Here is a 23,399-nt window from a genome sequence, read left to right as displayed (position 1 = left end):
CACGAAGAACGCCGTGGGGGCGTTGTCGTCTTCTTCGTGGCTCGCTGCCGGGCGCGTCATCACGCGCGTGGCGGCTTCGTCTTCTTCCTCGTCGGCCATGTACCCCTCCGAGCGCACGAATGCCGTCTACGGCCTGAAAAGCCGCGAAGCTGCATGTCGTCGGCCCTGCGACGTCCACTCGGGAGACGTCGCAGCCGATAGCGGATGACGATGGGAGTGATGATCGCCCGGAGGCGGGCGCGGAACCTGGGCTAGCGAATGCGAGCTGTATCCCGCGACCTCCTTCGAGCGAACATCACCATCCCCAGGCGACCGCGGTGGTATGCCTCGACGAACGTCCTCCAACGCGCGCTCGCCACCGCGGCCGTCTGCGGATGATGATGATTCGCGAGGACAAACGTGCCCGCGTGCCGGCGACCATGGCCGGGCGCTGAAGCCGCATGTCCCTTACTCTCTAAACACGAGCCGACGCTGTCGACCCGTCCAAGAAAAGTGCACGCCTGCGTGCACGAGGCTGGTCAGGGCGTGCTGCCGCTCTTCTGCTCGTTCTGCCGCAGGCCCTCGAGCGCCGTGGCGATGTACTTGTTTCGGACCGCCGCGTGATGGCTGTCCCGGTAGTCCCGTTCATGCTGTCGCAGCGTGGAGAGCGCCTCGGCACACTGCCCGCGCGAAAGCATCTCCCGGGCTTGTTCGAGGTTTGTCGTCTCTGGGTCGTTGAGGGGCACGGCGGCGGGCGAGGGGCGCGGGGGCGCGACGACAACCACGGTCGCACTCGGGCCTGGGGTGGGCGGGGGCGCGACGGCAGAGCTCTCTCCACGCCCGCTCTCGTCGATCACGACGGAGAGCACCATCGGCACCACATGCCGCGCGGCAGGTGACTCGTCGCGGGGCCAGAGCGCGACCGCGCCACCCCCGCCCAAGGCGCCGACGCCGACCAGGAAGAGCGGGTGCTTGATGAGCTCGAGCACCGCCTTCACCGTGGCGCGAGCAGCAGGCCCAGAGCCCGTGGGCGCGACCGCTTGGATGAGCCGCTTGCCCGAAGCCGGCGGTTCGGAGGGCGGCGACGGGTTCGGCGCCAAGGCGGGAGGAAGTACCTCGTGGAAACCGAGCTCGCCGGCGACGCCACGCCAGACCTCGCGCCGTGCATTCTCGATGAAGTCGGGCGTGAGGTCCTCCGGGCGGAAGACGGCATCGACGCCGAAGGGCAGCAGCATGAACGGCGTGAAATCCCGGCCGAACAGCTTCTTCACCCTGCGCCGGAAGACGTCCTTGGCCTCGACGAGCCTGGCCTGCGCCGTGTTGCGCGAGACCCCGAGCGCCGCGGCGATCTTCGGCAGCGACTCCCCGTTGAACTCGGCCCTGATCAGTACATCGGCGAGCTGTGCGTCCATGGTCTGGAGCACGCGTTTGACGACCTGATCGAGTTCATGATGCTCGAAGCGATCGTGCGGGTTCTCGTCGCTGGGCACGTCCACGCCAGCGTCTGCCTCGGGGGTCTCGAAGCGGTGGCGGTAGAGGCGGTAATGCTCCGCCGCCTGCTGATCGCAGATCATCGTGAGCCAGTCCTCGACCCCTGCGGATGGGACCTTGTCGAAGTTCTTGTAGACCTTCACGAAGACGAGCTGCGCGAGGTCATCGACATCCGCCAGGCGCACGCCCATCCGCGCCAGGATCCCGAGAACGGTCAGAATGTGCGTCGCGTAGAAGCGGAGAAAGGCGTCGCTGGAGTGATGCAGGAACGGGAGAAGGAGGCGCACGACTACAAACACGCGCCGAGACGGGCGACGCGTCCAATAAATCGTACGGCTTCGCGCTCGAAGGCTACTTCACCGGATGTCGAAGGGAACAACCAGGCCGACCCGGACAGCGCCGCCGAGACGGGGAGAGCGCCAGAGCTTCTCGCCGTCGACCACGAACGCGGGCTGGCGGGGCACATAGACAACGTCCCCGTGGAGCTCGAGGCCCAAGAAACGAGCGAGCCAGAACCCGACGCCGATCCGCGCACCGAGGTCGAACACGAGCTCATCGTTATCGGAGAGCTTGATCTTCTGGGCGTCAACCAACAGAAGTGCCACGTCACCGAAGAGGCACGCGCGAGCGAAGGCCCGAGCCGAGAACAGGTCCTGGCGAAAGCACGCCAGCGCAGCCAGCGCCGCGCGTTCAGCCGCTACGTCCTGCTGCGTCGCCAATTCCCAGGCATGGTCGTAGTACCCTTCGACCCCGACGGAGAAACGGGGCCACCGCGCCTCGAGGCCCACCGCAAGGCTCAGCGCCGTCTTCGGAGCGCTCCACCAGGCTGCGCCTGCGCTGGCCGACACGGCGAGCTGCGGGAGCCAAGGCGAGCGCATCGGGGGCTTTGCGGCTGGCCGACTTGGCGGAGGAGCAGGTGGTCGACGTAGCGGCGCCGGAGATGATGCCGGGGGCGCGGACGAGTTCGGCACTACATCGGCTTCCGAAGGGGGAAGTACGACGGGATCGACGATGTCGCGCAGGTAGAACACGGTGCGATCTGCGAGCTGATCGCACCGCCAAGATTCCGCGTGGGTAACGTGGTTGCCGACGACCTCCCCGTTCTCGTCGCGCGCCTCGATATGCGCCTCGATCCGTTGCGCCGTGAGCACCAACTTGACGGAGATGGAGCGCGGCGCGTCGTCGGTGAAGGGGTCGTGGCCCTTGAGCTTCGTGGCGAGGGCGGCCTTGATGTAGCTCTTGTCTGGGCAGTTCTTCGGGGCGTCGGGACCGGGGGCGTAGTCGAGGCGCCACGGCAGCACCTGGGATGGCTGCGCCGTGGCCTCCGAGCTGCCGCAGGCCAGGGCCGCGACGAGCAGAAGGCGCGCCTTGCATGAGCGTGAAGAGGCGTCGCGCATGACCTGAGAGACCAGGTTTGTCCCCAGCGCAGAGCATGCCCGGGGGGCGCGAGAGGCGCAAGCGTTGGTGGAGCGCGACAGCAGTCAGGCTTGGTTTGTCCGTCGGGTCCGAACGTTGACGGTGCCTGGATCCGGGGGTTAGCCTTTACGGCGTGCGTGCGTTCAGGACCTTCGCCTCGTACCTCGGCACGTTGATCGCCTTCGGGCTCGCTGCCTGTGACGCGGACAGTTGTAACGGCCTCATCGTGGGGACCACCATCTGCTTCGACGATGACGGCGAGGAGGTCCCGTGCTGCGGCCCGCCAGGAGACAAGTACGCGTGCCCGCCTGATGCAGGCGATGATGCCGACGTGGATGCCGGCGACAACGCCGAGGCCGATGCGGGCGAAGATGATGGAGGTCCAGGATCGACGTGCCCTGGAGACTGCATCACGCCAGGCAGCGGCGGCTTCAACCGGCACCCGTCGTACGTGTGGTTCGGCAAGGAGACGGATCCTCCGCCGCCGCCACTTCCTGCCGAGCCTTACGAGAGCTGGGTGGACGTCGTGTTCGCTGAACCTTCATGCCCGACATGCTCCTGCGTAACGCCCTCGGTGGGCTGCGTCCTGCCGAGCGCGTGGCGCGCCAGGTCGACCGCTTGTCAAGACAATTCGATGTCCACCCTCACCCCTTTCGATCCTCCTGCCGACTGGGACGGGAGTTGTTCCTCGTCGAGCCCTATCCCAGCAGGCATGCTGTGCGACGGAGCTCCGTGCGTTCGATCGTTGGAGGTCGAACCGCCCACGGTCGCGCCGTGCGTCGCGGAGCCGGCGATGCCGCCCGATGGGCAGCCTCTCCCACCGCCGGTTCGGACGAGGGCCATCGAGTACGCGGCCGGCGACGTGGGGACCTGCGACATCGCCAGGATCTGCGTACTCCCGCCACTACCAGGCTACAGGCTTTGCCGCGTCGCCTACGGGCTGGGGGCCTTGGCATCGTGTCCAGCGGGCTGGACGGACCGACATGATGGTTGGGCAGAGGTCGAGGAGCAGCGAGTTTGCTCGGCTTGCACGTGCGGCGATCCGCAAGGGGGAGCATGCTCGGTACGGGTCTGGGCTTATGCGAATGAGTCTTGCACGAACGAGCAGGGAGTTCTCGTTCTGCCCTCGACTGAGGGCCCGAAGTGCGTCGACCTGCCAATGGGCACGGCGCTCGCGAGCAAGGCGGCCGAGGTCGTCTTCTCAGAGCCTGGTACCTGCGAGCCCAGCGGGGGTGAGGTCATCGGCGCGGCGTACACAGGCGCTCCCGTCACCTATTGCTGCGTCCCGGAGCTCGCTCCTCCGCCATAGCGAGTCCGGCGCTAGAATCCGCAGATCCCGTTCGAGCAGACGAGGTTGAAGCAATCCTCGTTCTTCGTGCAGGGATAACCGTCCTTCCACACACAGGTCCCACCGAGGCCGCATAGCTGCCCGGGGAGGCAGTCGGCCCATGGGATGGGACCGGCGATCGGGACGCATTCCCCATCGACCTCGCACTGCTGGCAGCCATCGCAGACGACCTTGCAGCAGACCCCAACCGCTGCACAGATCCCCGTCGCGCATTGCTCGTCGGTCTCACACTTGTAACCGGTGCAGACGGGACAGTGGCCAAGCAAGGAGCCGCAATCGACGCCCGTTTCGTCCCCATTCTGGATTCCATCGTCGCACCGGACACACAGGCCCTCCCAGCAGTAGCCCCCAGGGCAGTCAGCATCCACGTTGCAGGTCCCCGGGCACAGCGGGCATGACCCGCCGCAATCGACCTCGGTCTCGTCCCCGCTCTTCACGCCGTCATCGCACCGTGAGCACACGTTTCCGGGCTCGCAGGTATGCCCCGGCTTGCAGTCCGCGTCCTGCAGGCACCCGATGCACGTGCCCGCGCCGTCGCACACGCCGGGGCACTTCTCACCGCTGGCGCAGGGCTCGATCCGGCAGCGGAAGCCCACGCGCTCGTTGAAGCTGCGACAGGTCCCGTCGCAGATCCAGCCCGTGCACATGGGCGGCCTGCCACACTCGGCGCCTGTTGTACACGGGCAGCCCTCGCCGCCGTCCTTGCACGCAGGGCCGCTGCATGACGGCAAGGTGATGAAGACCGGGACAAGAAGCGCGAACGTGAGCGCGACGACGACGCGGGGCAGGATCATGGAGATAGCCTCCTCGGCTCCGTCATGCCCCCAAGGCTCCCTCATGTCGAGAGGGGCACTGCAGGCGCAGCTCGCGACGGCATAGAGCACCCCGCGTATCCCGCGCGTCGACCGGGTGTGCCGCGCCAAGAACTTGGCCCGTTGGGTGCGCCTGTGGCAGGCCCGCTAGACCACGCGGAAGGGGGCGCATGCCGGCGGCGGCCAAATGGGGGGATCTGGTTCTCGGGATCGACATCCACATGGTGGTCGTGCCGGGCTCGCCGAACCCCTGGCCGCTCCCGCACCCCTTCATCGGCATCGTCTTCGACCCCCTGGGCGCGGCGCTTTCGGCCGTGCTCGGCGGCGGCCCCGTGCTCGTCAACGGGCTGCCCGCCGCGACGGTGGCGACCGACGTCCTCGGCCTCTCCCACGCCCCGATGCCCCCGGGCACGACGTTCGCGCCGAACGATGTCCCCGACAACGCGGGCACGTTCGTGACCGGCAGCAAGACCGTGTACTTCGGCGGCTTGTCGGCGGGGCGCGCGGGCTCGCTCGTCTCGAGCTGCAACTTCCCGATCAACGTGCCCACCTCGTCGTGCATCGCGCCCCCCTCGGGGCCACCCGTAGACGTCGGCGGCCCGGACGCCTTCGACGCCGCGGCATTGATCATGCGGGGAATGCGCACGAAGTGGTTCTCCAACAAGATCCACAGCGCGTTCCGGATCAAGCCCCGCTCACGGATGAGCAAGCTGGTCTGTTTTCTGACGGGACATCCGGTGGATGTCATGACCGGCGAGGTCCTCACGGACGCGGTGGACTTCGAACTCCCGGGGCCACTCCCTCTTGTCTTCGAGCGCAACTACTACAGCGGCGACGAGACCGCGGGCACGCTTGGCCCGGCCTGGCATCACCCGTTCGAGGCGAGCGTCGACGAGAGCCCGCTACGCGGCCACCGGCTGAGCCTCGATGTGCGTCTGCCTGATGGGCGCGTGGCGCGGCATCTGGACCTCGCCGTGGGCGCTTCCGAGTGGCGGGACCAAGACCGCTACACGCTGGCGCGTGACGAGGCCGGGTACACGCTCACCTTCTGGGACGGCACGAGCTACCGCTTCGAGGCGGTCGAGGGGGCGGCTGTGACGCACCCGCTCGCGAAGATCAGCGATCGGTGCGGCAATGCAATCACGCTGCGCTATCGGGATGGGCGGCTGCACGACGGGACAGATAGCGCGGGGCGCCATCTTCGCTTCGTCATGAAGGGCAGCCGCCTTGTCGCAGTTCGCGTGCTGCGTCCCGAGGGCGGTGGCGACACGTGGCACACGCTCGTTCGGTATTCGTACAACGAAGAAGGCTACCTCGTGGCGGCCGAGGAGGCCGCGGGGCACTCGTTTCGATATGCATACAAGGGCGGCGTGCTCATTCAGGAGACGAACCGCAACGGCCTCTCTTTCTACTTCGAGTACGACTGGTACGCGCCTGGCGGCTACTGCGTGCACACGTGGGGGGACGGCAAGATCTACGAGCGGAAGCTCACGTACCACAAGGAGCAGTTCGCCACGGTCGTGGAAGACGGGCGCGGTGGACGCACAGCGTACTTCGGTAACGGCGACGGTCTCGTGGAGCGTGAGATCGACCCGATGGGGGTCGAGCGACGCTACGAATGGGATGACGGTTTCCGCAAGGTCGCCGAGATAGACGGGCTCGGCCGCCGGACAGAATGGGCGTATGACGCGCGTGGAAACCAGACCCTCGAGCGCGATGCGCTGGGGCACGAGACGCGGTGGACTTACAACGCGTTGAACCTGCCTGTGGAGATGGTCGACGCGGCTGGCGCGGTGTGGCGCTGGGCGTACGACCATCGGGGCAAGCTCGTGCGGGAGGTGGATCCGATCGGGGGCGAGAGCCGATTCAAGTACGACCGGCGGGGGCTCCTCTTGTCCGTCGAGGCCCCCCTGGGACGCAATGTACAGCTCGAGCACGACGGCCATGGCAATTGCATCGGGGTGATGACGCCTGGAGGTGCCGTCAGCCGGTACGAATTCGACGACCTGGGGCGGGTGATCAAGGCGGTCGACGCCCGCGGCGTGGAGGTGCGGCTCGAGCATGACTTGTGCGGCCGCGTGGTACGCGCGGAGCGCTCGGACGGAGCCTTCATTCGCATGAAGCGGGACGCCGAGGGAAACGTGATCGAGGGCGAGGATGAAGCGCGGCGAGTGTGGCGCTATGCGTACCGTGGCCTCAACAAGCTCGAAAAGCAGGTGGACCCCGAAGGCGGGATCGTGCAGCTCTCCTATGACAGCGACGAGGCCCTTGTCGCCCTGACGAACGAGCGGGGAGAGGTTTACCGCTACGAGCGAGACCGCGCGGGGCGCGTGATCAAGGAGGTCGGCTTCGACGGCCGCACCCTGGCCTGCCTGTACGATCGGGTGGGGCACACGAAGCGCGTGACCACCGGCGGTGGCAAGCACATCTCGCTTGAGCGCGACGCGCTGGGCCGCCTGATCAAGCTGCGGATGCCGGGGCCGATCTTGCCGGGCGCGGTGCTGCCCTCGGTCCAGGAGGTCGAGTTCGCCTACGACGCGAGGGGCGAGCTCGTGCGTGCGACGAACGCCGCATCCGACGTGACCTTCGTGCGCGATGCCCTTGGGCGTGTTGTGGAGGAGCGCGCGGGAGACGTCATTGTCGAGAGCCGCTACAACGCCGCGGGAGAGCGGGTGCTCCTGCAGACGAGCCTCCGACACGAAGCGCACTTCGGCTTCGATCAGCGGGGTACGCTTGAACAAGTATCGTTCGGTCACAGCCAGCGGTTCGGCGACTTCACGCCGGAATCGCTGCGTGAGGGCGGTCCGCGGGTGCGTGCGCCGTGGAAGTCGGCCATCGCGCGGGACCGTGTGGGCGATGAGGTCGCGCGGCAGCTACCCGGCGAGGTGACGAGCCACTGGGACTGGGATCATGTTGGCAGGCCGGCGGTTCGCACGATGGAGGCGCCGGAAGCCGCCCTGGAGCTCGGCTATCGCTGGAAGTCCGATGAGGAGCTCGAGGCGCTCGTGATGGGCAAGGGGCGAGAGGTCGTCTTTGGCCATGATCGACGGGGATATCTCATCTGGTCGGTAATGCCCGGGGGACGTACTGAACATCAGCCGGTCGACGCGGTCGGTAACGTGTATCGAAGCGAGGGCCGATCGGATCGAAAGTATGCAGCAGGCGGGCGCGTCGAGGAGGCCAACGGTGTTCGGTACGTGCACGACGCCGACGGGCAGCTCGTGGAGAAGGTGCTGCCGGACGGGGCGAGGTGGCGGTACGCGTGGGATGCGCTGGGGCAGCTCGTCGATGTGGTGCGGCCGGACGGGGCGAAGATCTCGTTCGCATACGACGCCCTCGGGCGGCGTATTCGGAAAGACAGCCCGGGGAAAACAACACGGTACGTCTGGGATGGCGACGACCTAATCCACGAGATCACCGAGGGTGCGCCGCTCGAGACGTGGCTGTGGGAGCCAGGCAGCCTTTCGCCGGTGGCGAAGGCCGTGGGAGATGAGCGGTTCGCCGTGATTGCAGACCACCGGGGTGTCCCGCTGATCCTGGTGGATGAGGAAGGGAAGACTGCCTGGCTCGGCGGTATCAGTCCCCTGGGCGAGGCGTGGATTCAGGTGGCGGAAACCGCGTGCCCCTGGCGGTTTGCGGGGCAGTATGCCGACGAGGAGACAGGGCTCTACTACAACCGCTTCCGCTACTTCGATCCCGGCCTCGGGCGGTACATCAGCCAGGACCCGATCGGGCCTGAAGGCGGGCTCGGGCTGTACAACTATGTGCCGGAGCCGTGGGCGGGGATCGACCCGCTGGGGCTCGCGTGCAAGAACCACCAGACCGGGAAGAGGGGCGAGCGGATCGCGAGGAACTACCTCCAAAAGCTGGGGTTCAACATCCTCGGGAGCATCCGGAACAAGTCGGGCCACGGCATCGACATCGTGGCCCGCGATGCGGCCGGAATGCTGCGGTTCTTCGAGGTTAAGACGACCGAAGGACTGTATGCGGCCGGGCTCGCCGGTGCACAGAAGAATGGCGCCACGCAGTTCGTATGGAGCCGCCTTGTTCGAGCCGCGCAAGGTCGCCGCTTCTGGCAGGCGACGAGCGATCCACAGACCCAGAGCAAGGCTTTGAGTCTGATGCAGGAGATTCGGAACAGTGGCGGATCGGGCTCTATCAAAGGCGAGGTGTTGAGGGTGGTGCTGGGCAACGGAACCATAACGCGAAGCCCTTGGTGAATAGCGTGAAGACGGCTGCACAGAGAGAAAAACACGTCCGAAGCTTTGCCCGTGATCTGAATGCATGGTGCAAGAATCCTCGCCTCGACCAGCGAAAGAAGCTCTTCGCCGACATCGAAAAGTGGATCCGAAGTGGAGAGCCACGTGCGGCTGCTGTTGCAGCCGGCATCCTGCGCCAGCTTGGGAATTGGTACGCTCAGCATGGCATGTTTGATGTACTGGGCGGTAGAATCGAGGGTTGGGCACATCTTGACCGGGTTCTCCACTATAACTGGTGGGATACTCGTATTGATCCTGGTGGAACCCATGTCCTGGATGCCGCCCACACCCTCGCGCATGCTCTTGTTTTCGGCGAGGAGCGGATGGCCGCGTGGCTTGCCTCACGGATGATCCGAAGCCTCGATGACAATGCCTTCGGTTCTTGGGATCTCAGTTCGTTCGCGGTCTTCATGCTGGAGCTATGGCATCGCTACGCCGGCGCGCCTCGACCGGAGCTAGATCGCCAGGGGATTGCACGCATCGGGGTCTACCGTTCCGTGCTTGACACCTGGAATGATGGGCAGGGCCTTGTCACCGCCTTGCTGAACGCCTGTGACTACCACCTCGACGAGGCCGTGTACTCCGATGCGAACAAGGAGTTCCTGACGTCGCCCTACGATCTTTTCCCCGTCGACATCCTCGCCATCGCGGCCGTCCGCGCGAAGCAGGGTCTCCCCATGCCCGAGCTCGACCATCCCCTCATGCAGACCCCACTGGCCAAGCCCCCACCGAACGACATTCGGCCCCGGATGCCGCCCGATCCTCTGCTCGATGCCGTGATCGAAAAGGCACGGAAGCAGGGCTTCTTGCCGGCTGACGGAGACGTGTTCGCGCCCTGAAAGGAGATGTCCATGGCAAAGGTCTCGCTCGGAACGCTGGGGACCACCGCGATGAGCATCGTGGACCGCCTGCGCGATCTCGCTGCCGGAGCCCGGCTCGACTTCACCTTCGCCTGGGAAGGCGCTCCTGGCCCGAACCCATGGGACCATCTCCCGGTCGTACGCTTCGCGGCCCGCGAGGCCATCTCGACCCTTTACCGCTACGACATCACCGTCCTGCTCCGCGGCCCGGGGCTCGACGACCCAGAGGAGCTGCTCGGGGCCCGCGCCTGCCTCCGGATTGCCTCCCTCACCGATCCCGGCTTCCGCATCGTTCACGGAATCATCACCGAGGCTCAGGAGCTGGCCCTTGCCCCCGAGGGCATGCTCTATCGCGTCACCCTCGAGCCTCCGCTCGCCCTCGCGCAGCGCCGCACGCGCTCGCGCATCTTCCTCGACAAGACCCTCCGCCAGATCATCGATGCCGTGCTGGCGCCGATCTTCACACGCACCGACGGGGCTGCCGCCCACGGCGACGAGCATCATCCCCTCGCGTTCACCCCTGCGGCTCCGCGCTTTTGCTACCGCATCACGGATGTCAGCCGCCTCGATAACCCGGCCGCCCGACCATACTGCGTCCAGTACAACGAAAGCGACCACGCGTTCCTCTCACGTATCCTCGAAGACGAGGGCATCGCCTACCACTTCGAGCACGGCTCGGATATGTGCCTCCTCGTTCTCTCGGACGCGGACGAGGGCAAGACCTGGCTCGCCCCCTTCCGCTCCCTCGGCCCAGGTGTCCACGGTCGCGACATCACCGCAATCACGCTCGGTGCACGCCTGCGCGAGAAAGCTGTGCGACTCCTGGATTACGACTGGCGGAAGCCCAACATTGCCCTCCATGCCGAGGCCGGCACACATGCTGACCTGTTCGAGGAGCAGTTCCCAGGTGCCTTCCAGGACAAGTCCGCGCTCGGCGCGCCGCTCGCCCGTGCTCGCCTCGATCGCCACGCCGTCGAGGCGTCATACGCAACTGGCTCGGGGGGAGTCCGCGTCCTGTCCGCCGGCACGGTTTTTCATCTCGACCATGACGGCACCCATCATGATGGCGAGTACCTTGTCACGCGCCTTGAGCTCGAGGCCGAGCAGGCCGGCGTGGTGTCGCTCCCTTCCGGCGACAAGCCAGAACCCTTCAAGTCGCGGTTCGAGTGCGTGCGCCGTGGGCGGGGTTCTCGGTCTTCTCCCTCGCGCTTCCGGCCCGCCCGTACCGTGCAGAAGCCCCGCATCGTGGGTTCACAGACGGCCTTCGTGACGGCTGAGCCATCGACCAAAGGCGCGGAGATACACGTCGGGGGACCACCGGGCGCCGAGATCGGCTGCGTACGCCTGCGCTTCCATTGGGACCATGATCCGGAGCGTCACGATGCAGAGCCGACGTCATGCTGGGTCCGCGTCAGCCACGCCTTTGCAGGCGCAGGTCGGGGCGCGTTGTTCCATCCGCGCGTCGATGACGAAGTGGTCGTCGAGTTTCTTGATGGCGACCCCGATCGACCCATCGTGACCGGCTGCGTCTACAACGGCCAGAACCTCCCCCCGGCGCCAGCCAGCGGGTCACCGACCGTGAGTACAATGAAGTCCTTCTCCACACCGGGTGCTGGTGTGGTCAACGAGTTTGCCTTCGACGATGCGAAGGGACGCGAGCGGGTCGTGCTGAATGCCGGCCGCGACTTCTGCGCGACCGTCGGCCATGACAGGGCCGAGAAGGTCACGAACGACAGCAATTCGCGGGTTGGCGTGAATCGGAGCGAGCGTACGGGCTCGAACCGGAGCACAGACGTCGGGGGAAACAACGCGGAGCATGTCGCGGGGAACGAGAGCATCGCGGTCGACGGGAACCAAAACACAACCATCGGATCGAATCGTTCCACGAAGATCGGTGCGGACGACAGCCTCAGCGTCGCCGCCAACAGAACTGCCATGGTCGGCGCGAGCGACGCTCTCAACGTCGCGGCGGCCCAGCGCATTCAGGTAGGCGCTGATCAGACGGTAGATGTGGGCGGAAGCCGCGCGGAGACCGTCGCAGGCAGTGCGAGTCTCATTGTCGCGGGAAGCCGTTCCATTGCCGTCGCAGGTAGCGACGAGCAGAACATTGCAGGTAACCGAACCGTTGCCGTCGGAGGCAGCGTGCTCGAGGCCATCGGGGCCGCGTTCCTGCGCAGCATCGCAGCCAGCGCAGAGGGTGCCGTGGGCGCGGATGCCTCGCTGGCAACTGGCGGCGGGGTCAACGTCCAAGCCGGAGGGAGCGTGGTTGTCCTCGCGCAGGGAGAGGCGGCCATCCAGGCGCCCCTCATCAACCTGACGGCCGACGGGGAGATCGTGCTCAGCGCGGGCGGCAGCGCAATCAAGATCGGCGCCGGTGGTGTCGAGATCATGGGTCCCTCCGTATCGGTCGCCGGAGGCACGGTCAATGTGGCCGGGGGACTGGTCAAGCTCAACTGAAGGGAGGACCCATGGATCCGGTATCCGCTGCGGCGTATCGTTTCGTCTCGGAGATAGCTGAATTCTTATGCGCCGAACGGGTGCGGAGCCTTCGGATCGTGGCGGAGCCAGACCGATACCGGGAGGTCATCAAGGCGCTCCGGCTGCTCGAGCACGCGCCCGACAACCGGCGCCCGTTCTTTCTCTTCGACGAGCCCTTCGAGGATGCACATCGCTACTTCACCGCGCTCACGCAGGCGGTCACCACGCAATACGAGCAGCTTCGCGGGGGCGTAGGTGCCGAGGGCATCGAGCTGCCCCGCCTCGGGCCCTTGCCGCCCGGAGATGCGTCCCACCGTGCTGCCGTTGCACTGGCCCACGTGGCGGAGTTCTTGGCGCCCCATCTCGATGGCGTGCTCGTGGGTCTCCTGCCCCGACATGTATCTGATGGGCCAGGCTTTCTCGGAGCCGTACAGGCATGGCTGCGGCTGCCTTTCCCGCCCGGCGTGCGGTGTGCCGTGCTCGATGAGTCTCGGTCCGTGAAGAACCTGGACGCCGAGGCGCGGTTTATTGTCCCCGAGGGTTCGTTGTTCGGATTCATGAACGCGCTGCCGGCAGAAGCAGCGATGCAGCCTCTCCGCGCCGCGCTCCTCGCCGCGGCGCAGGCATCGGCAACCGGGGAGCCCCAGGCGGCGACGGGAGCGTACGAGGACGCGGTCGAGCTTTGCCGCGGGCGTGGGCTCGCGCGGGAGCTCGGAGGGGTGTTGATGGCGCTTGGGGCCGCCGCGCTCGCCAGAGGGGCCCAAGAGGATGCTCGGCGGCGGTTCACGGAGGCCGCGGTCCATGCAGAGCGTGCTGGGCTCCCGGCCCAGGCGGCGGCGGCGTGGATGGCTGTTGGGTCGCTCGCGGCGGCCGTCGGCCTGCAGGAGGTGGCGGACAAGGCGCTCGAGGCCGCCCGCGCCGCGGCCGAGCGCGGGGGGATCGCATCGCTACGGGAGCACGTCGAGCGATTGCACAGTTGATCGCGCGTCCTGGCGCCGACGTCTACTACATGTTCGGGGAGGACGACGATAAGTGGGTGCTGCGGGCCAATAACCGCGGGGAGATGGCGCTGAGCCGCGAGCGATGGGGGCTCGCGTTCACGTACGGCGAGGCGTGATGCCGGAACCCAACAACGGGGGCTACTTGCCCGGCGGCTTGGGGCCCGAAGGCAGGTTGGAGGGGACCGGCTGCCCGCGCGACTGATAGTACACCGGGCTGGTCGGGTTGCCCTGATTGCTCTTGTTGTTGCCGGCAGGCGTGCCAGGGGCCGGCTTGCCGCCGCCCCCTTTGGCTCCCGAGCTCCCGCCTGCTTTCCCACCACCACCCTTGCCCATGGACCACCTCCGATGATGTAGAGCCGGAGAGGATCATACATCTCGCTCAAGATGGCGCTACGCGAGATCTTCAGGCACATCCATAGGAGGGCGGCCCAGCAACTCCAGCCCAGGCAGAGGGATAAGAACGATGGAGGGAATCCTCATGAATATCTTTCGTCGTGTTGCCCATGCCGTTCTCGATCTAGAGAAGGTGCGCTGCGAGAAGACGGTGAAGCTCTTCCGCAAACTCGGGCTCTACAGGCGCATCCTCGAATCGACCGGCACCGAACCAGAGGTCGCGGCGGCGATCGAGCTCCAGATGCTCTCCATCACGGAGGAGGGCATCCTCGAGCAGCACAAGCTCTGCTCTCGCTTCGTGCGGGGCGAGCTCGCGTTCGCCGAGTTCGTGCAGGAGTGGAAGGTCTGGTACGCGGAGTACGCCGCGTGGTGCGACCGCGTCTCCCTCGACGCGTTCCGGCACGCCGCGTGAACCCACATGGGAACGGGCTAAATGCCCGTTCTTTTAGCTCCGCTGGCCGTTCTATTCCGAGCGTGTTTCGGCACGACGTGATGACACTCCAACCATAAGTTCGTCCTCCGCAAACATTCGTCAGGCTGCGGGATAAGAACAATGAGGAGAACTCCTCATCATCGTTGAAACGTCTCCGCGCCTGCGTGGCGCGCGTTCTGCGCGTCACGGGGCAAGGGCCTCCGTGTGCGCGCTCCATGGAGGACCCCGTGACGACCACGATTCCGAAGAACATTCGCCAGGAGTTCGAGAAGAAGATCCGACGTGGCATCTTCAACCCCGTCGCGCGCTTCCTGCACGACAACATCCGTGAGGATCGAATGCAGGAAGCACTCGGCTTTACCTGGGCGCTCTACAAGAAGCACGCCGAGGTGGGTGACATCCTCGACGATGCCCTGCTCGTGCATGCCTGCCGTCTACGCGCCATTGACCTGAGTCGCCATCTTGCCTCCGGCGATCGGACCCAGAGGCTGAAGGACGTCTTCGACCAGCGCAACTACAACCACCGCCGCGTCGAGGTCCTGGGCCTCGGCGAGTACGTCGCGGAGTTCGAGGACAACCCGCAGATCGACAACCAGGAGTCGAACGCGGATGTCGGCAGGGCACGGCCCCGCAGCCTGAATCCGATGGGTCGGATCATCAGCGCCATCAGCTTGAACGAATGGCTGGATACGCTGGCCCCGCGGGATCGCCAGCTCATCGAGCTGCGGGCCGCCGGACACGGCCTCGATGAGATCGGCTCCGTGCTCGGCATGGACAGGGTCGCGGTCTGTCGCAGGGTCAAGGAGCTCGGCGAACTCCTGGCCCAGCACGCCGGCATGCCGGACGCTGTCCATCGCCGGCAGATCAAGCGGGCGAAGGCCAGCGAGGAGCCTGCGCCGGAGAGCGGCATCCGGGCGAAGACGCGGGGCCGGCTCAGAAAGGCGCCGACCCCGGGCACCATCAAGAGGGACCGGCCCTCTCGGTGGGCACGTCGCGCGGCGTGATGCCGCGGGGAACGGGCAGGGCCCGTTCTCATAGCCCCTTGTTCCAGCGTGGTGCGGGCAGACATATCCTCGGTGTCCCAGGCGAGTCATGAGAGACCGCGAAGAAGATCGCGCGCCCTCGTCAGCGAAGAACGCGACCGTCGCGTCTTTCGTCAGCGCCCGGCACTGAGCGCCGGCTCGGGGAAGCTCTGTGACCGGGGGAAATGCGCGTTGTCCTCAGGCGCGCCAGGCGGTACGTGGCCAGTTGCAGGACCTGCGGCTGCGAGGGCAGCTCCCGCGCGCTGCTGGGCGGGGTTGGATTCTTTGGTCGGTTGGTCTCGAAACCCATCGTTCTTCAAGATGTCGTACTGACGGGCTCGATCACCAGATTGAAGAAGCCGCGCTCTACCGAGACGCAGAGCCGCTACCTGGTCTTCCTCCACACCTATACGGCCGTCCACGGACACGCCCCCTCTGAGGCGGAGATGTAGAAGCACTTCCAAGTGAGCGCGCCGTCCGTGCACCGAACGATCGTCACGCTCGCGCAGCGCGGGCTGATCGCGTGGGAGCCCGGCGTGGCCCGCTCGATCAGGGTGCTCGTCCCGGAGGCGGAGCTGCCGCCGCTCGATGTGCAAAACTAGTTGTCGTCAATGACGATGGTACCCAGCATTGCTCAGCGGGATTTCGCGGGACGACCCTCATGTCGATCTACCTCGAGAGAGCCCTTGAGCCATTGGATTGCTTCTTGTGTCGGTTCACCATCGTTCAAACGATATTTTTTGAGCACCTTTTGCACCTGCGAACGTGAGAGTTCACCGCAACGCAGGAGTTCACGAGCCACTGCTTCAAGTGGCTCTAAATTTAATCGGATCACCGAACCTGTACGGGCCAATAGCCAGAGGAGCCACGCTCGGCGCTCCCGCTCTGGGGTCTCCGAAGGTATCGTGAACGGGCCGAGGAGCTGAGAAGCCCCTGTTGTATCGCTGTGCGCGCCTCCAAGAACCGTTCCATTATCAGTATGGCACACGATCCGTTCTGCTGCGAGCCCACCCAGCCCTACCATCACAATCCGTTGAATAAACTCCCGTAGCTCAACAGCGCTTGACGTCTTGCTCGCCAGGAGAGAAGCCATCGGGACCCTCATCACGAGCCCTGCCGCTTCTTGCTCTTCCGGGTTGAGCGTCACGCCCGAGTAGTCGAGGTCATAAAGCTCGTGTAACAAGACATGACCAGCCTCGTGAATAGCTGTGCGCCAGCGTTCCTCCTCAGGCGTTGGAGCCTTGATCTCCTTGCCCATGAGACGCAGCACGAGTTCCAATTTCCTGCCCCGGTCGCTGACGCCGGCAGCCGCACACATGCTTTTCAGCTCGACCCGCTTGAGCTCCATAAGCACGCTATCGAAGCTGTCGCAGAGGGCGCCGAGCTGCTCCAGCTCCGTCGTGTAGCTCGCGCCAAGGCACTCGGAGAGTTCGGCAATGCGTGATCGTGACAGGGTTTTCAGTAAAGATAGTTTCAGCGCGGTCGACGATGCCTGCGGTAAGGCTTTCCCATCCGCAAGTGTGTTTCTTCGATCGTTAACGCGGCGCGCACTGTTCGTGGACACGATCCCAAGGCTAACTCATCGCTTCGTTGTTCATCAAGGCCGAGGTCAGCGTGTACTGCTTCTCCCGGAACAAGTCGGCCCAGCGGCAGTGCTACGTACTCCTCGTCTTCCGGAGTTCGAAGCCGCGGACGCACCGTTCGTTTCGTTCAGACTGCCCTGGCTCGTAGGTAGGCAAGGGCGCGATCCCGGAGCTCGACCAGCTGTCCCATGTCGCCCGTCCCGCCCTTATCCGGGTGCTCGGTCTTCACCCGAGCGCGGTAGGCACGGTAGACGTCATCGACGGTGGCCGACCCATCAAGGCCCAGCTCGCGGAGGGCGGCAAGACCCGGGTCAGGCTCTGCCGTCGCGCTGGAGAAGCCGTCGAAGAAGTCTCCCACGCGCTGTTTGAACCGTGCATCCTCAGCGGCTCTCCGCGCCCTCTCTGCGCCCGCCGCGCGCAGTTCGTCAGCGGTTGGCTTCTTGAGGTACGCCGTCTCGGCATCATCACCACGCCCGAGGCGGGCTTTGCCTTCCACGGCAAGCGTCATCATGTCGACCGTCTCGCTCGCCCAGTCCTCCCCTGGCCGTCGAACCTCGAGTTCGTAGCGATACACGCAGTCGCCAATGACGTGCCCGATCGCTCTCCGCGCTGCGCAGCGGGTCACCTGGTCGGGCGCGCCAGGCCGAACTCCGGGGCGCGAGATCCAGACATGCTTGGGGGGCGACTTCAGCAGCGCCTGCTCGAGGTGTCGCCGCCGGAGCCATTCCGCTCGCTCTTCTCGGGTTGGCAGACGATCGTACACCAAGACGGCCAGATCGAGCGACACCGGGTTGTATTGGTCGTCCGTCCTAAGGGCTCCGAGACCTCGGGAAACGCCGTTCTTGGCCAGTTCTTCCCGCTTCACCGACATCGACCCGTACGGGGTCTCGACTTCCATCCCGTCACAATCCGAAAGGACGCGGCGCTTGACGGCCAGCGGCAGGTCGTCGAGACGCCCAGGGACCCGGTGCAGCGTCCAGACATATCGCGGAGACCAGCGCGAGCGGAATTGCGGCGCGACGCCGGGACGCGCACGCGCATTGGCTGTCCATTCCGTGGCCACGGAATCCTGTTCACATTTTGTGGCCACGGAACCGACCACCGCGTTGGCCGTCTCCTCCGCGGCGAGCCACGCGCGGAAGAGGTCCGACGCCGTCATGCCCTTCTTCTTGGCAATGGCGGCGATGCGCTTCTTCTCCTCGTCGGTGACACGCACCTTGAACCAAGCGAGGGAAGCGGAATGCGAGCGGGGCGGGCGTGCCATGGGTGCGAATCGTGGCCACGAAACCCACTTGGATGCAAGAGCGCTGCGCGGCAGCGGCTCGCAGAGCGACACCCCGACGCGGCCCGTGCCGATCCCAGCCCTCTGGAGACCGAAACCGCGGCTTTGAAGCCAAATGTCGAGTCTGACCGGGGTCGGCGGTCCGGCGTAAAGGAACAATTTGGTGCCTAATCCCGAGGGAGTCATAGGGACGACGCACAGAAGAACGTACGCCCGGATGAGCGCAGCGGCCCGATTCGTCGCCCCAAAATTGAGCATTTTCGATGGCTTGCCCATCCATGGCCCGTGCGGGCGAGAGGACGACGTTCTGCACGACCACGGCCAGGATCGGGCACTTGTGCGTCACGGCCAGGGGGCGGCTTGGTGCGGTCGACAACACGCCGTGCGCGCTCTTCAGCAGACCCATCCGTCTCGCAGCGGTCACCTCCGTGCCAGGTTTTGCGCGCCCGCCCGCATGACGTCGCTCACCGTGCGTCTCGGCCCGCGCAGATGGCGCCGTCGCTTCGGGAACTGCTACAAAGGACCGCCCCGCGTCGGCGGCCACCGACCGGGGCGGGCGGCTCGTACGCTCTTCTCGGGAGCGCGAGCGGAGGGAACCTAGCATACGCACGCCCTCGGGGTCGCTCGGAACCTACCGGCCACCTCGACCGGCATGCCCATTCCTGAAGTTCAGCGCCTCCTCGCCCGTGGACCGGGCACTCTGCCCGACGTGCTCCTCGTGGACGTCGGGGCGCTGATCCGCTGGGGGTACGACGAGGATCCGAACGCGGACATCTGGCCCGCGGTGCTCGAGGCCGGGCAACGGACGCACCGCCGGCTCATGTGGATCGTCGCCGGCACGGCCGTGCCCCATCCTGCCCTCGATCCTGCCACCCTCGGCGCGCTCGGGGCCAGGCTTGCGGCCGCGTTCGGCGCCGCATCGGTCCTGCGGTCGCACGAGCCGCTCCCCGCCCTGCTTGCGGCTGTTGCGGCCCCTGGAGACCGGGTCGGTGTTGTTACGGCTGGGCTCGACAACCGGCCGTACGAGATGTGGTTGCTCGACGATGGCAAGGCGAATGCGCTGGTCGACGTCGCGACGGGGCAGATCTGGACGCATGCCGATGCCGGCGAGCATCTCGGGGATCCCTACCTCCTACCATTCTTGTACGCGATCGTCGGCACCGAGCCTGGTAGCCGCCCCATCGTCAGGGAGGCGCGGAACTACGTTGAGGTGCTCCGACTCGCGGCCGTCTCGGGCACGCCTTTCGAGGATGCCGACGTCCCGCCGCGGGTGAAGAAAGCGCTGGTCGACAACAAGAACAACATCGAGGTCGAGGCACGCCGACTACGAGGAGAAGGGCTGGCAGATCCAGCAGCGCGCGCATGGCTGCGAAGCTGGCTCGATGCTCCCTCACCTCTTGAAAGCGTGCGGGAAACGCCACGCACCACGTACGTGCTGGCCGAGCTCGATCGTGCTGGCGGCGCAATTGTCTTCAAGCGTGTCAGCGTGCAGCACGGGGTACAACATCGAGCCGTAGCGGGGCACGGGCCCTCGTTGTCCTTGTTGAAGAGTGCCGTGCAGGATAACCCGGACCGCTGGTTTGTCCCTCACGCGCTCGATGTGCTCGGCGGCATGGCCGATCACGGGCTCGTGCTGCCCTCCGCAGCCGTGGACCCGGCCTACGTCGCCTTTGCGCTGCGTCCGGACATGCCACTGTCTGTCACCGATCGCTGCACGGCCGCGTTGTCGCTCTCGACGGCGGCCAGGCGCTGGCTGGAGGACGCCCAGCGGAACCTACCGTTTCCAAATGCAGCTCCAGACTGGAACGACCTCATCGAGATTCTGCCGATCCTCGATCGAAATTTGTCCGGTGCCCTTCGACAAGAGGGGCTGGATGACCTCCTCGAGCACGACATCGGCCCGACGTTGCCCGTGCTCGCGAAGCTCGAACGCCAAGGAGCATGGATCGACATCCCCGCCGGCTACCCGAGCTGGGATCATGTTCGGCGCAAGCTCGAGCGGCGGCTCCGCTTCCTGCAGAAAACCTTCATGCCGCTGTTCTCCGATCTGGACCCATACCGCGCCGAATTCCGGGAACTCGTCGGCCTGCTGAAGAGGAAGTACGGCTTGATCCCAAGCGCTGGCTGGTCACCCGAACTCTCCGCGGAGGACGAGTTCAATCGGTATGTGGTGCTCGATGCTCCTGAGGCGGTCGCGCTGGATCGCGCGCGGAGCATCGCGACCTCGGCGTTCTACTGGCAATCATCGCTGCAACAAGCTGGAGGGCGTCTGCGCGGCGTGCTCGCGCCGACGGCCACGGGGCGCTGGAGCTTTCACGACCTGCCGCTCCACAACTTGCCGAAGAAGTCGATCGAGGGGCAGTTATTTCGATCCGCTCTCCGCGCTCCGCCGGGCTACATCCTCATCGGTTGTGATTACAATGCGTTCGAGGCGCGCCTGCTCGCGGCGCTCTCGGGCGATCCAGCCCTTGTGGTTGCGGCAAACGCCGCCGATATGCACGCGGAGATGGCGAAGCACCTCTCGGGCACCGATCCTGGTTCGATCTCGAGAGACGATGCAAAGGTCGGCGTGTACGCGATCATCTACGGCCAGAGCCTCAAGGGCTTCCGCCGCAGGCAAGCAACCTTCACGCATCAGGGCTCGACCGAATTGTACCAACGGGTCGAGGCTACGGTCGCCAGCGCTCTCGCCTACCGCCATGCAGAGCTCGGCGCCTTCGCGAAGAACAAGTACGTCAAGACGCGAGGGGGCTGGCGCAGATGGGCGCCCACCAAGCGCGCGGCGTTCAACACGCTCATCCAGGGCCTTGGTGCGGACATCCTGCGGCGGGTTTTGCGGGAGCTCGATTGGCAGCTCGCTGGCACGGATGCGTTCATCGTGCACCAGGCCCACGACGAGGTCATCGTCGCAAGCCGGCCGGCCTGCGCGGATCATGTAGCCCAGATCTTGGAGGGGACGATGAAGAACATGGCGACGCAGGCGCCACGACCGCTTCTCCCCCGACCTGTACCGCTCCACGTCAAGATCCACCGAGGCGATCGATGGGCCGATCTCTTGTAACCCTCTCCAACCGCTGGAGGGACTGCACCCGCTGCGCGCGCCACCAGCGTCGCCTGGCCGTCTACGCACCCGTTTGGCCGGAAGAAGTAGAAGTCGTCGTTCTCGGCGCAGGGGCTTCGCGAGCGGTGCAAGCGGCGCAGACGCCAGGGCCCGATCTTCTGGTAGTTGTAGAGGCACTACAAAGGGAGCTCGGCCTCTCGGAGAAGACGTGCATCGCAGACTATCTCGCAGCATGCGGCATGGGCACGCGCCTCACCGCTGACGAGGTTGCAGCCTGCGCGCAGCGGTTCGTGCAACATGCGGCGAGCGGCGCTGGCCCGAAGGTGATTGTTTTCTTCGGGCAGAAGGCGCTGGGGGTGGCGTTCGAGGCTGGGCTCGTCGACGCAGATGGGCTCACCTGGCGGCCGGTGGGCGCGACTGTCGCCAAGGTCGTCACCATCGAGGACCACCGCGCGCTCGGAAAAGGCATCCAGCGCGTTGCGCGCCTGCTCCAGAAGAATGCGGCCCCGATGCGCAAGGAAAACCGAGGGCTGCTCAGCGCAAAGGCCCAAGATCTGCTGCACGCGCTCGGCGATCACACTGGCCATGGCGTGCTCGAGGCCGAGGCCTCGTGGAACCGATCGAAGCGTGGGCGTCTCAGCATCAGGCACGTCCAGGCGCATCTCGCCGGGAAGTACTACGTTGCCCCCTTCCATCCGAAGGGTTCGTGGCCCTTCGTTGTGATTGATGTTGATCGCCACAACGCCGTCCAGGAGGCCGTCTTCCCGAAGACGCTCGGGAGCCTCCAGAAGCTCTTCCCCAAAAGCGTCGCGATCAGGAGCTCGCCGTCGGGTGGCATTCATTTCTACGTGCGGCTACCCCCCGGCCTCTCGTACGCGGATGGTGCGCTGGTATTGCGCGCATTCGTCACGCTGCACAAGCTCCGCTGGCACCACGCCGGACATCGGCAACGCTCCCTCCGGGCTGAGATCGTCGAGGTCCCCGAGCAGCCAGTCCGGCTGCCGTTCGGGCACGGCTCGTTCTTACTCGGGTCCTCGAAGGCGCTGCACGAGCAGTTCGACGAGTACATCCAGTTCATCCGACGCGCAGATCATGACGACTTCGACAAAGCGAGCCGGTATGTCGGCAAGAAGCTGAAGCTCGGTGGGCACTCTCTGCTGGTGAGGCGCGGGTTGCTCCTCAAGAGCATGCTCGCGGAGGAAGTGCGTGGGCTACCGCGGCTGCCGCTCGGCGACACGGATCCCTGGCAGGAGGTGATCAAGAAGCTTCCTGATTCGCTGCAGATCATCGCGGCCAGTGGCATTCCGGCCTATGGCACGCGGCACCGCTGGACACGTGCGCTCGTAGAACATCTGGTTGACCTCGTGCCGCCGGAAAACGTCCGGAGCCTCATGCGGCACTGGTTGCACAACCGCGACCACGTGAGCGAGGACTGGGAAGTCGATCCTGCACTCGTCGAGCGTCAGACCGTGACGATCATCAACGGCATCTACAAGAAGCTACACGGCGTGCCGGAAGAATTCTGGAGTCACATCGAGCAGCACATCTTGGCGACGTTCCAGCTCAACTCCCGGCCGCGCGTGGGCTCCAATGAGCACTCGCTCACGGCGGGTCGAACCGGCTGGAACTTCCAGTTCGAGTTGGAGGACATCGTGCGCACCGTCTTCTTCATCGCCCGCCGCTTCTTCGACCTCGGACGCAGGGAGCGGACGGTCTCGTTTCGGGAGTTCGGGCGCTTCGTCGGCAAAGACAATGCCCGCGTCATGCGGCGCATGATCGTGGGCATGGGCGCGTGGCTCTGGCAGACGGCCAGCGCGGAGCCTGGGAAGCACGCTAGGATCTACAGGCTGACCGACGCCGTCTGGCCACCAACGCCAGGACCTCGGCTCTTCTGCCCTCCGATACGGGACGCATCAAAGACCTTGTTTTGAAGGACTTTGCGCGCATCGTGCCCTCCCACGAACCTTCTAAACTTCTAAAG

17 protein-coding genes are annotated in these 23,399 nt (G+C 65.7%); 10 read left to right on the top strand and 7 right to left on the bottom strand.

Translation table 11 applies throughout. The features are described from left to right. Positions 1-518: 518 nt before the first annotated feature. From KEG38_RS23715 to KEG38_RS23705, 3 genes are all read right to left on the bottom strand, one after another. Positions 519-1,757: an RNA polymerase sigma factor gene (locus KEG38_RS23715; protein WP_272422093.1), complete on the bottom strand. Its 1,239-nt coding sequence runs from the start codon at positions 1,755-1,757 to the stop codon at positions 519-521. Between the two features lie 69 nt (positions 1,758-1,826). Beyond that, positions 1,827-2,867, bottom strand: coding sequence for a hypothetical protein (locus KEG38_RS23710; RefSeq protein WP_272422091.1), 1,041 nt, complete (start codon positions 2,865-2,867; stop codon positions 1,827-1,829). A gap of 1,339 nt (positions 2,868-4,206) precedes the next feature. Then, on the bottom strand, positions 4,207-5,028 hold the full coding sequence (locus KEG38_RS23705) for a hypothetical protein (protein ID WP_272422090.1): 822 nt from the start codon (positions 5,026-5,028) through the stop codon (positions 4,207-4,209). 188 nt (positions 5,029-5,216) lie between these two features. Here KEG38_RS23705 and KEG38_RS23700 point away from each other — a divergent pair, with 188 nt between their 5' ends. From KEG38_RS23700 to KEG38_RS23690, 3 genes are read left to right on the top strand one after another with little or no spacing between them, the layout of a single operon-like run. Continuing rightward, positions 5,217-9,266 carry an RHS repeat-associated core domain-containing protein gene (locus KEG38_RS23700; protein WP_272422088.1) on the top strand — a complete coding sequence of 1,350 codons (4,050 nt, stop codon included), beginning with the start codon at positions 5,217-5,219 and terminating at the stop codon, positions 9,264-9,266. 5 nt (positions 9,267-9,271) lie between these two features. After that, entirely contained in the window at positions 9,272-10,144 is an 873-nt protein-coding gene (locus KEG38_RS23695; RefSeq protein WP_272422087.1) for a hypothetical protein, read from the top strand. 12 nt (positions 10,145-10,156) lie between these two features. Beyond that, on the top strand, positions 10,157-12,622 hold the full coding sequence (locus tag KEG38_RS23690; protein WP_272422085.1) for a type VI secretion system Vgr family protein: 2,466 nt from the start codon (positions 10,157-10,159) through the stop codon (positions 12,620-12,622). A 65-nt stretch (positions 12,623-12,687) separates the two neighbouring features. Here KEG38_RS23690 and KEG38_RS23685 read toward each other — a convergent pair whose 3' ends face one another. Further along, positions 12,688-13,005, bottom strand: coding sequence for a hypothetical protein (locus KEG38_RS23685; protein WP_272422083.1), 318 nt, complete (start codon positions 13,003-13,005; stop codon positions 12,688-12,690). Positions 13,006-13,140: 135 nt separating this feature from the next. Between KEG38_RS23685 and KEG38_RS23680 the strand changes: the two genes are divergently transcribed. Both KEG38_RS23680 and KEG38_RS23675 read left to right on the top strand, forming a co-directional pair. After that, on the top strand, positions 13,141-13,623 hold the full coding sequence (locus KEG38_RS23680; RefSeq protein WP_272422082.1) for a hypothetical protein: 483 nt from the start codon (positions 13,141-13,143) through the stop codon (positions 13,621-13,623). Continuing rightward, positions 13,620-13,760, top strand: a complete 141-nt coding sequence (locus KEG38_RS23675) for a hypothetical protein (protein ID WP_272422080.1) — start codon at positions 13,620-13,622, stop codon at positions 13,758-13,760. Before KEG38_RS23680 ends, KEG38_RS23675 begins: the two co-directional genes overlap by 4 nt. Positions 13,761-13,782: 22 nt before the next feature. On the opposite strand, the gene KEG38_RS23670 is transcribed toward KEG38_RS23675, so the two are convergent. Further along, positions 13,783-13,977, bottom strand: coding sequence for a hypothetical protein (locus tag KEG38_RS23670; protein WP_272422079.1), 195 nt, complete (start codon positions 13,975-13,977; stop codon positions 13,783-13,785). A gap of 145 nt (positions 13,978-14,122) precedes the next feature. Between KEG38_RS23670 and KEG38_RS23665 the strand changes: the two genes are divergently transcribed. The 3 genes from KEG38_RS23665 to KEG38_RS23655 all read left to right on the top strand — a co-directional run bounded on the left by KEG38_RS23665 (position 14,123) and on the right by KEG38_RS23655 (position 16,094). Continuing rightward, complete coding sequence (locus tag KEG38_RS23665; RefSeq protein WP_272422076.1) at positions 14,123-14,449, top strand: hypothetical protein; 327 nt, start codon at positions 14,123-14,125, stop codon at positions 14,447-14,449. Positions 14,450-14,697: 248 nt separating this feature from the next. Further along, positions 14,698-15,474 (top strand): hypothetical protein, encoded by a 777-nt coding sequence (locus KEG38_RS23660; RefSeq protein WP_272422074.1) that lies wholly within the window; start codon positions 14,698-14,700, stop codon positions 15,472-15,474. Positions 15,475-15,956: 482 nt separating this feature from the next. Continuing rightward, entirely contained in the window at positions 15,957-16,094 is a 138-nt protein-coding gene (locus tag KEG38_RS23655; protein WP_272422073.1) for a LexA family transcriptional regulator, read from the top strand. 32 nt (positions 16,095-16,126) lie between these two features. Here KEG38_RS23655 and KEG38_RS23650 read toward each other — a convergent pair whose 3' ends face one another. Next, positions 16,127-17,056: a hypothetical protein gene (locus KEG38_RS23650; RefSeq protein WP_272422071.1), complete on the bottom strand. Its 930-nt coding sequence runs from the start codon at positions 17,054-17,056 to the stop codon at positions 16,127-16,129. 146 nt (positions 17,057-17,202) lie between these two features. Beyond that, the gene (locus KEG38_RS23645) at positions 17,203-18,339 is read right to left on the bottom strand and encodes a hypothetical protein (RefSeq protein ID WP_272422070.1); all 1,137 of its coding nucleotides are present in this window, start codon (positions 18,337-18,339) and stop codon (positions 17,203-17,205) included. Between the two features lie 670 nt (positions 18,340-19,009). Here KEG38_RS23645 and KEG38_RS23640 point away from each other — a divergent pair. Beyond that, positions 19,010-21,418 carry a DNA polymerase gene (locus KEG38_RS23640; protein ID WP_272422069.1) on the top strand — a complete coding sequence of 803 codons (2,409 nt, stop codon included), beginning with the start codon at positions 19,010-19,012 and terminating at the stop codon, positions 21,416-21,418. After that, a complete protein-coding gene (locus KEG38_RS23635; RefSeq protein ID WP_272422067.1) occupies positions 21,400-23,349 on the top strand; it encodes a bifunctional DNA primase/polymerase in 1,950 nt (649 codons plus the stop codon). The genes KEG38_RS23640 and KEG38_RS23635 overlap by 19 nt, the downstream gene beginning before the upstream one ends. The last annotated feature ends 50 nt before the right edge of the window (positions 23,350-23,399 follow it).

Source organism: Polyangium jinanense, assembly GCF_028435265.1.
In the GTDB taxonomy this organism is placed as follows: domain Bacteria; phylum Myxococcota_A; class Polyangia; order Polyangiales; family Polyangiaceae; genus Polyangium; species Polyangium jinanense.
This window is presented reverse-complemented; position numbering and strand designations above follow the sequence as displayed.

What these genes read in the sequence shown, in the direction of transcription:
- KEG38_RS23710 (WP_272422091.1), bottom strand. Translation starts at nt 2,867, where the DNA reads ATGCGCGACGCCTCTTCACGCTCATGCAAGGCGCGCCTTCTGCTCGTC.
- KEG38_RS23705 (WP_272422090.1), bottom strand. Translation starts at nt 5,028, where the DNA reads ATGATCCTGCCCCGCGTCGTCGTCGCGCTCACGTTCGCGCTTCTTGTC.
- KEG38_RS23700 (WP_272422088.1), top strand. Translation starts at nt 5,217, where the DNA reads ATGCCGGCGGCGGCCAAATGGGGGGATCTGGTTCTCGGGATCGACATC.
- KEG38_RS23690 (WP_272422085.1), top strand. Translation starts at nt 10,157, where the DNA reads ATGGCAAAGGTCTCGCTCGGAACGCTGGGGACCACCGCGATGAGCATC.
- KEG38_RS23685 (WP_272422083.1), bottom strand. Translation starts at nt 13,005, where the DNA reads ATGGGGCGCCAAGAACTCCGCCACGTGGGCCAGTGCAACGGCAGCACG.
- KEG38_RS23670 (WP_272422079.1), bottom strand. Translation starts at nt 13,977, where the DNA reads ATGGGCAAGGGTGGTGGTGGGAAAGCAGGCGGGAGCTCGGGAGCCAAA.
- KEG38_RS23665 (WP_272422076.1), top strand. Translation starts at nt 14,123, where the DNA reads ATGAATATCTTTCGTCGTGTTGCCCATGCCGTTCTCGATCTAGAGAAG.
- KEG38_RS23645 (WP_272422070.1), bottom strand. Translation starts at nt 18,339, where the DNA reads ATGGCACGCCCGCCCCGCTCGCATTCCGCTTCCCTCGCTTGGTTCAAG.
- KEG38_RS23640 (WP_272422069.1), top strand. Translation starts at nt 19,010, where the DNA reads ATGCCCATTCCTGAAGTTCAGCGCCTCCTCGCCCGTGGACCGGGCACT.
- KEG38_RS23635 (WP_272422067.1), top strand. Translation starts at nt 21,400, where the DNA reads ATGGGCCGATCTCTTGTAACCCTCTCCAACCGCTGGAGGGACTGCACC.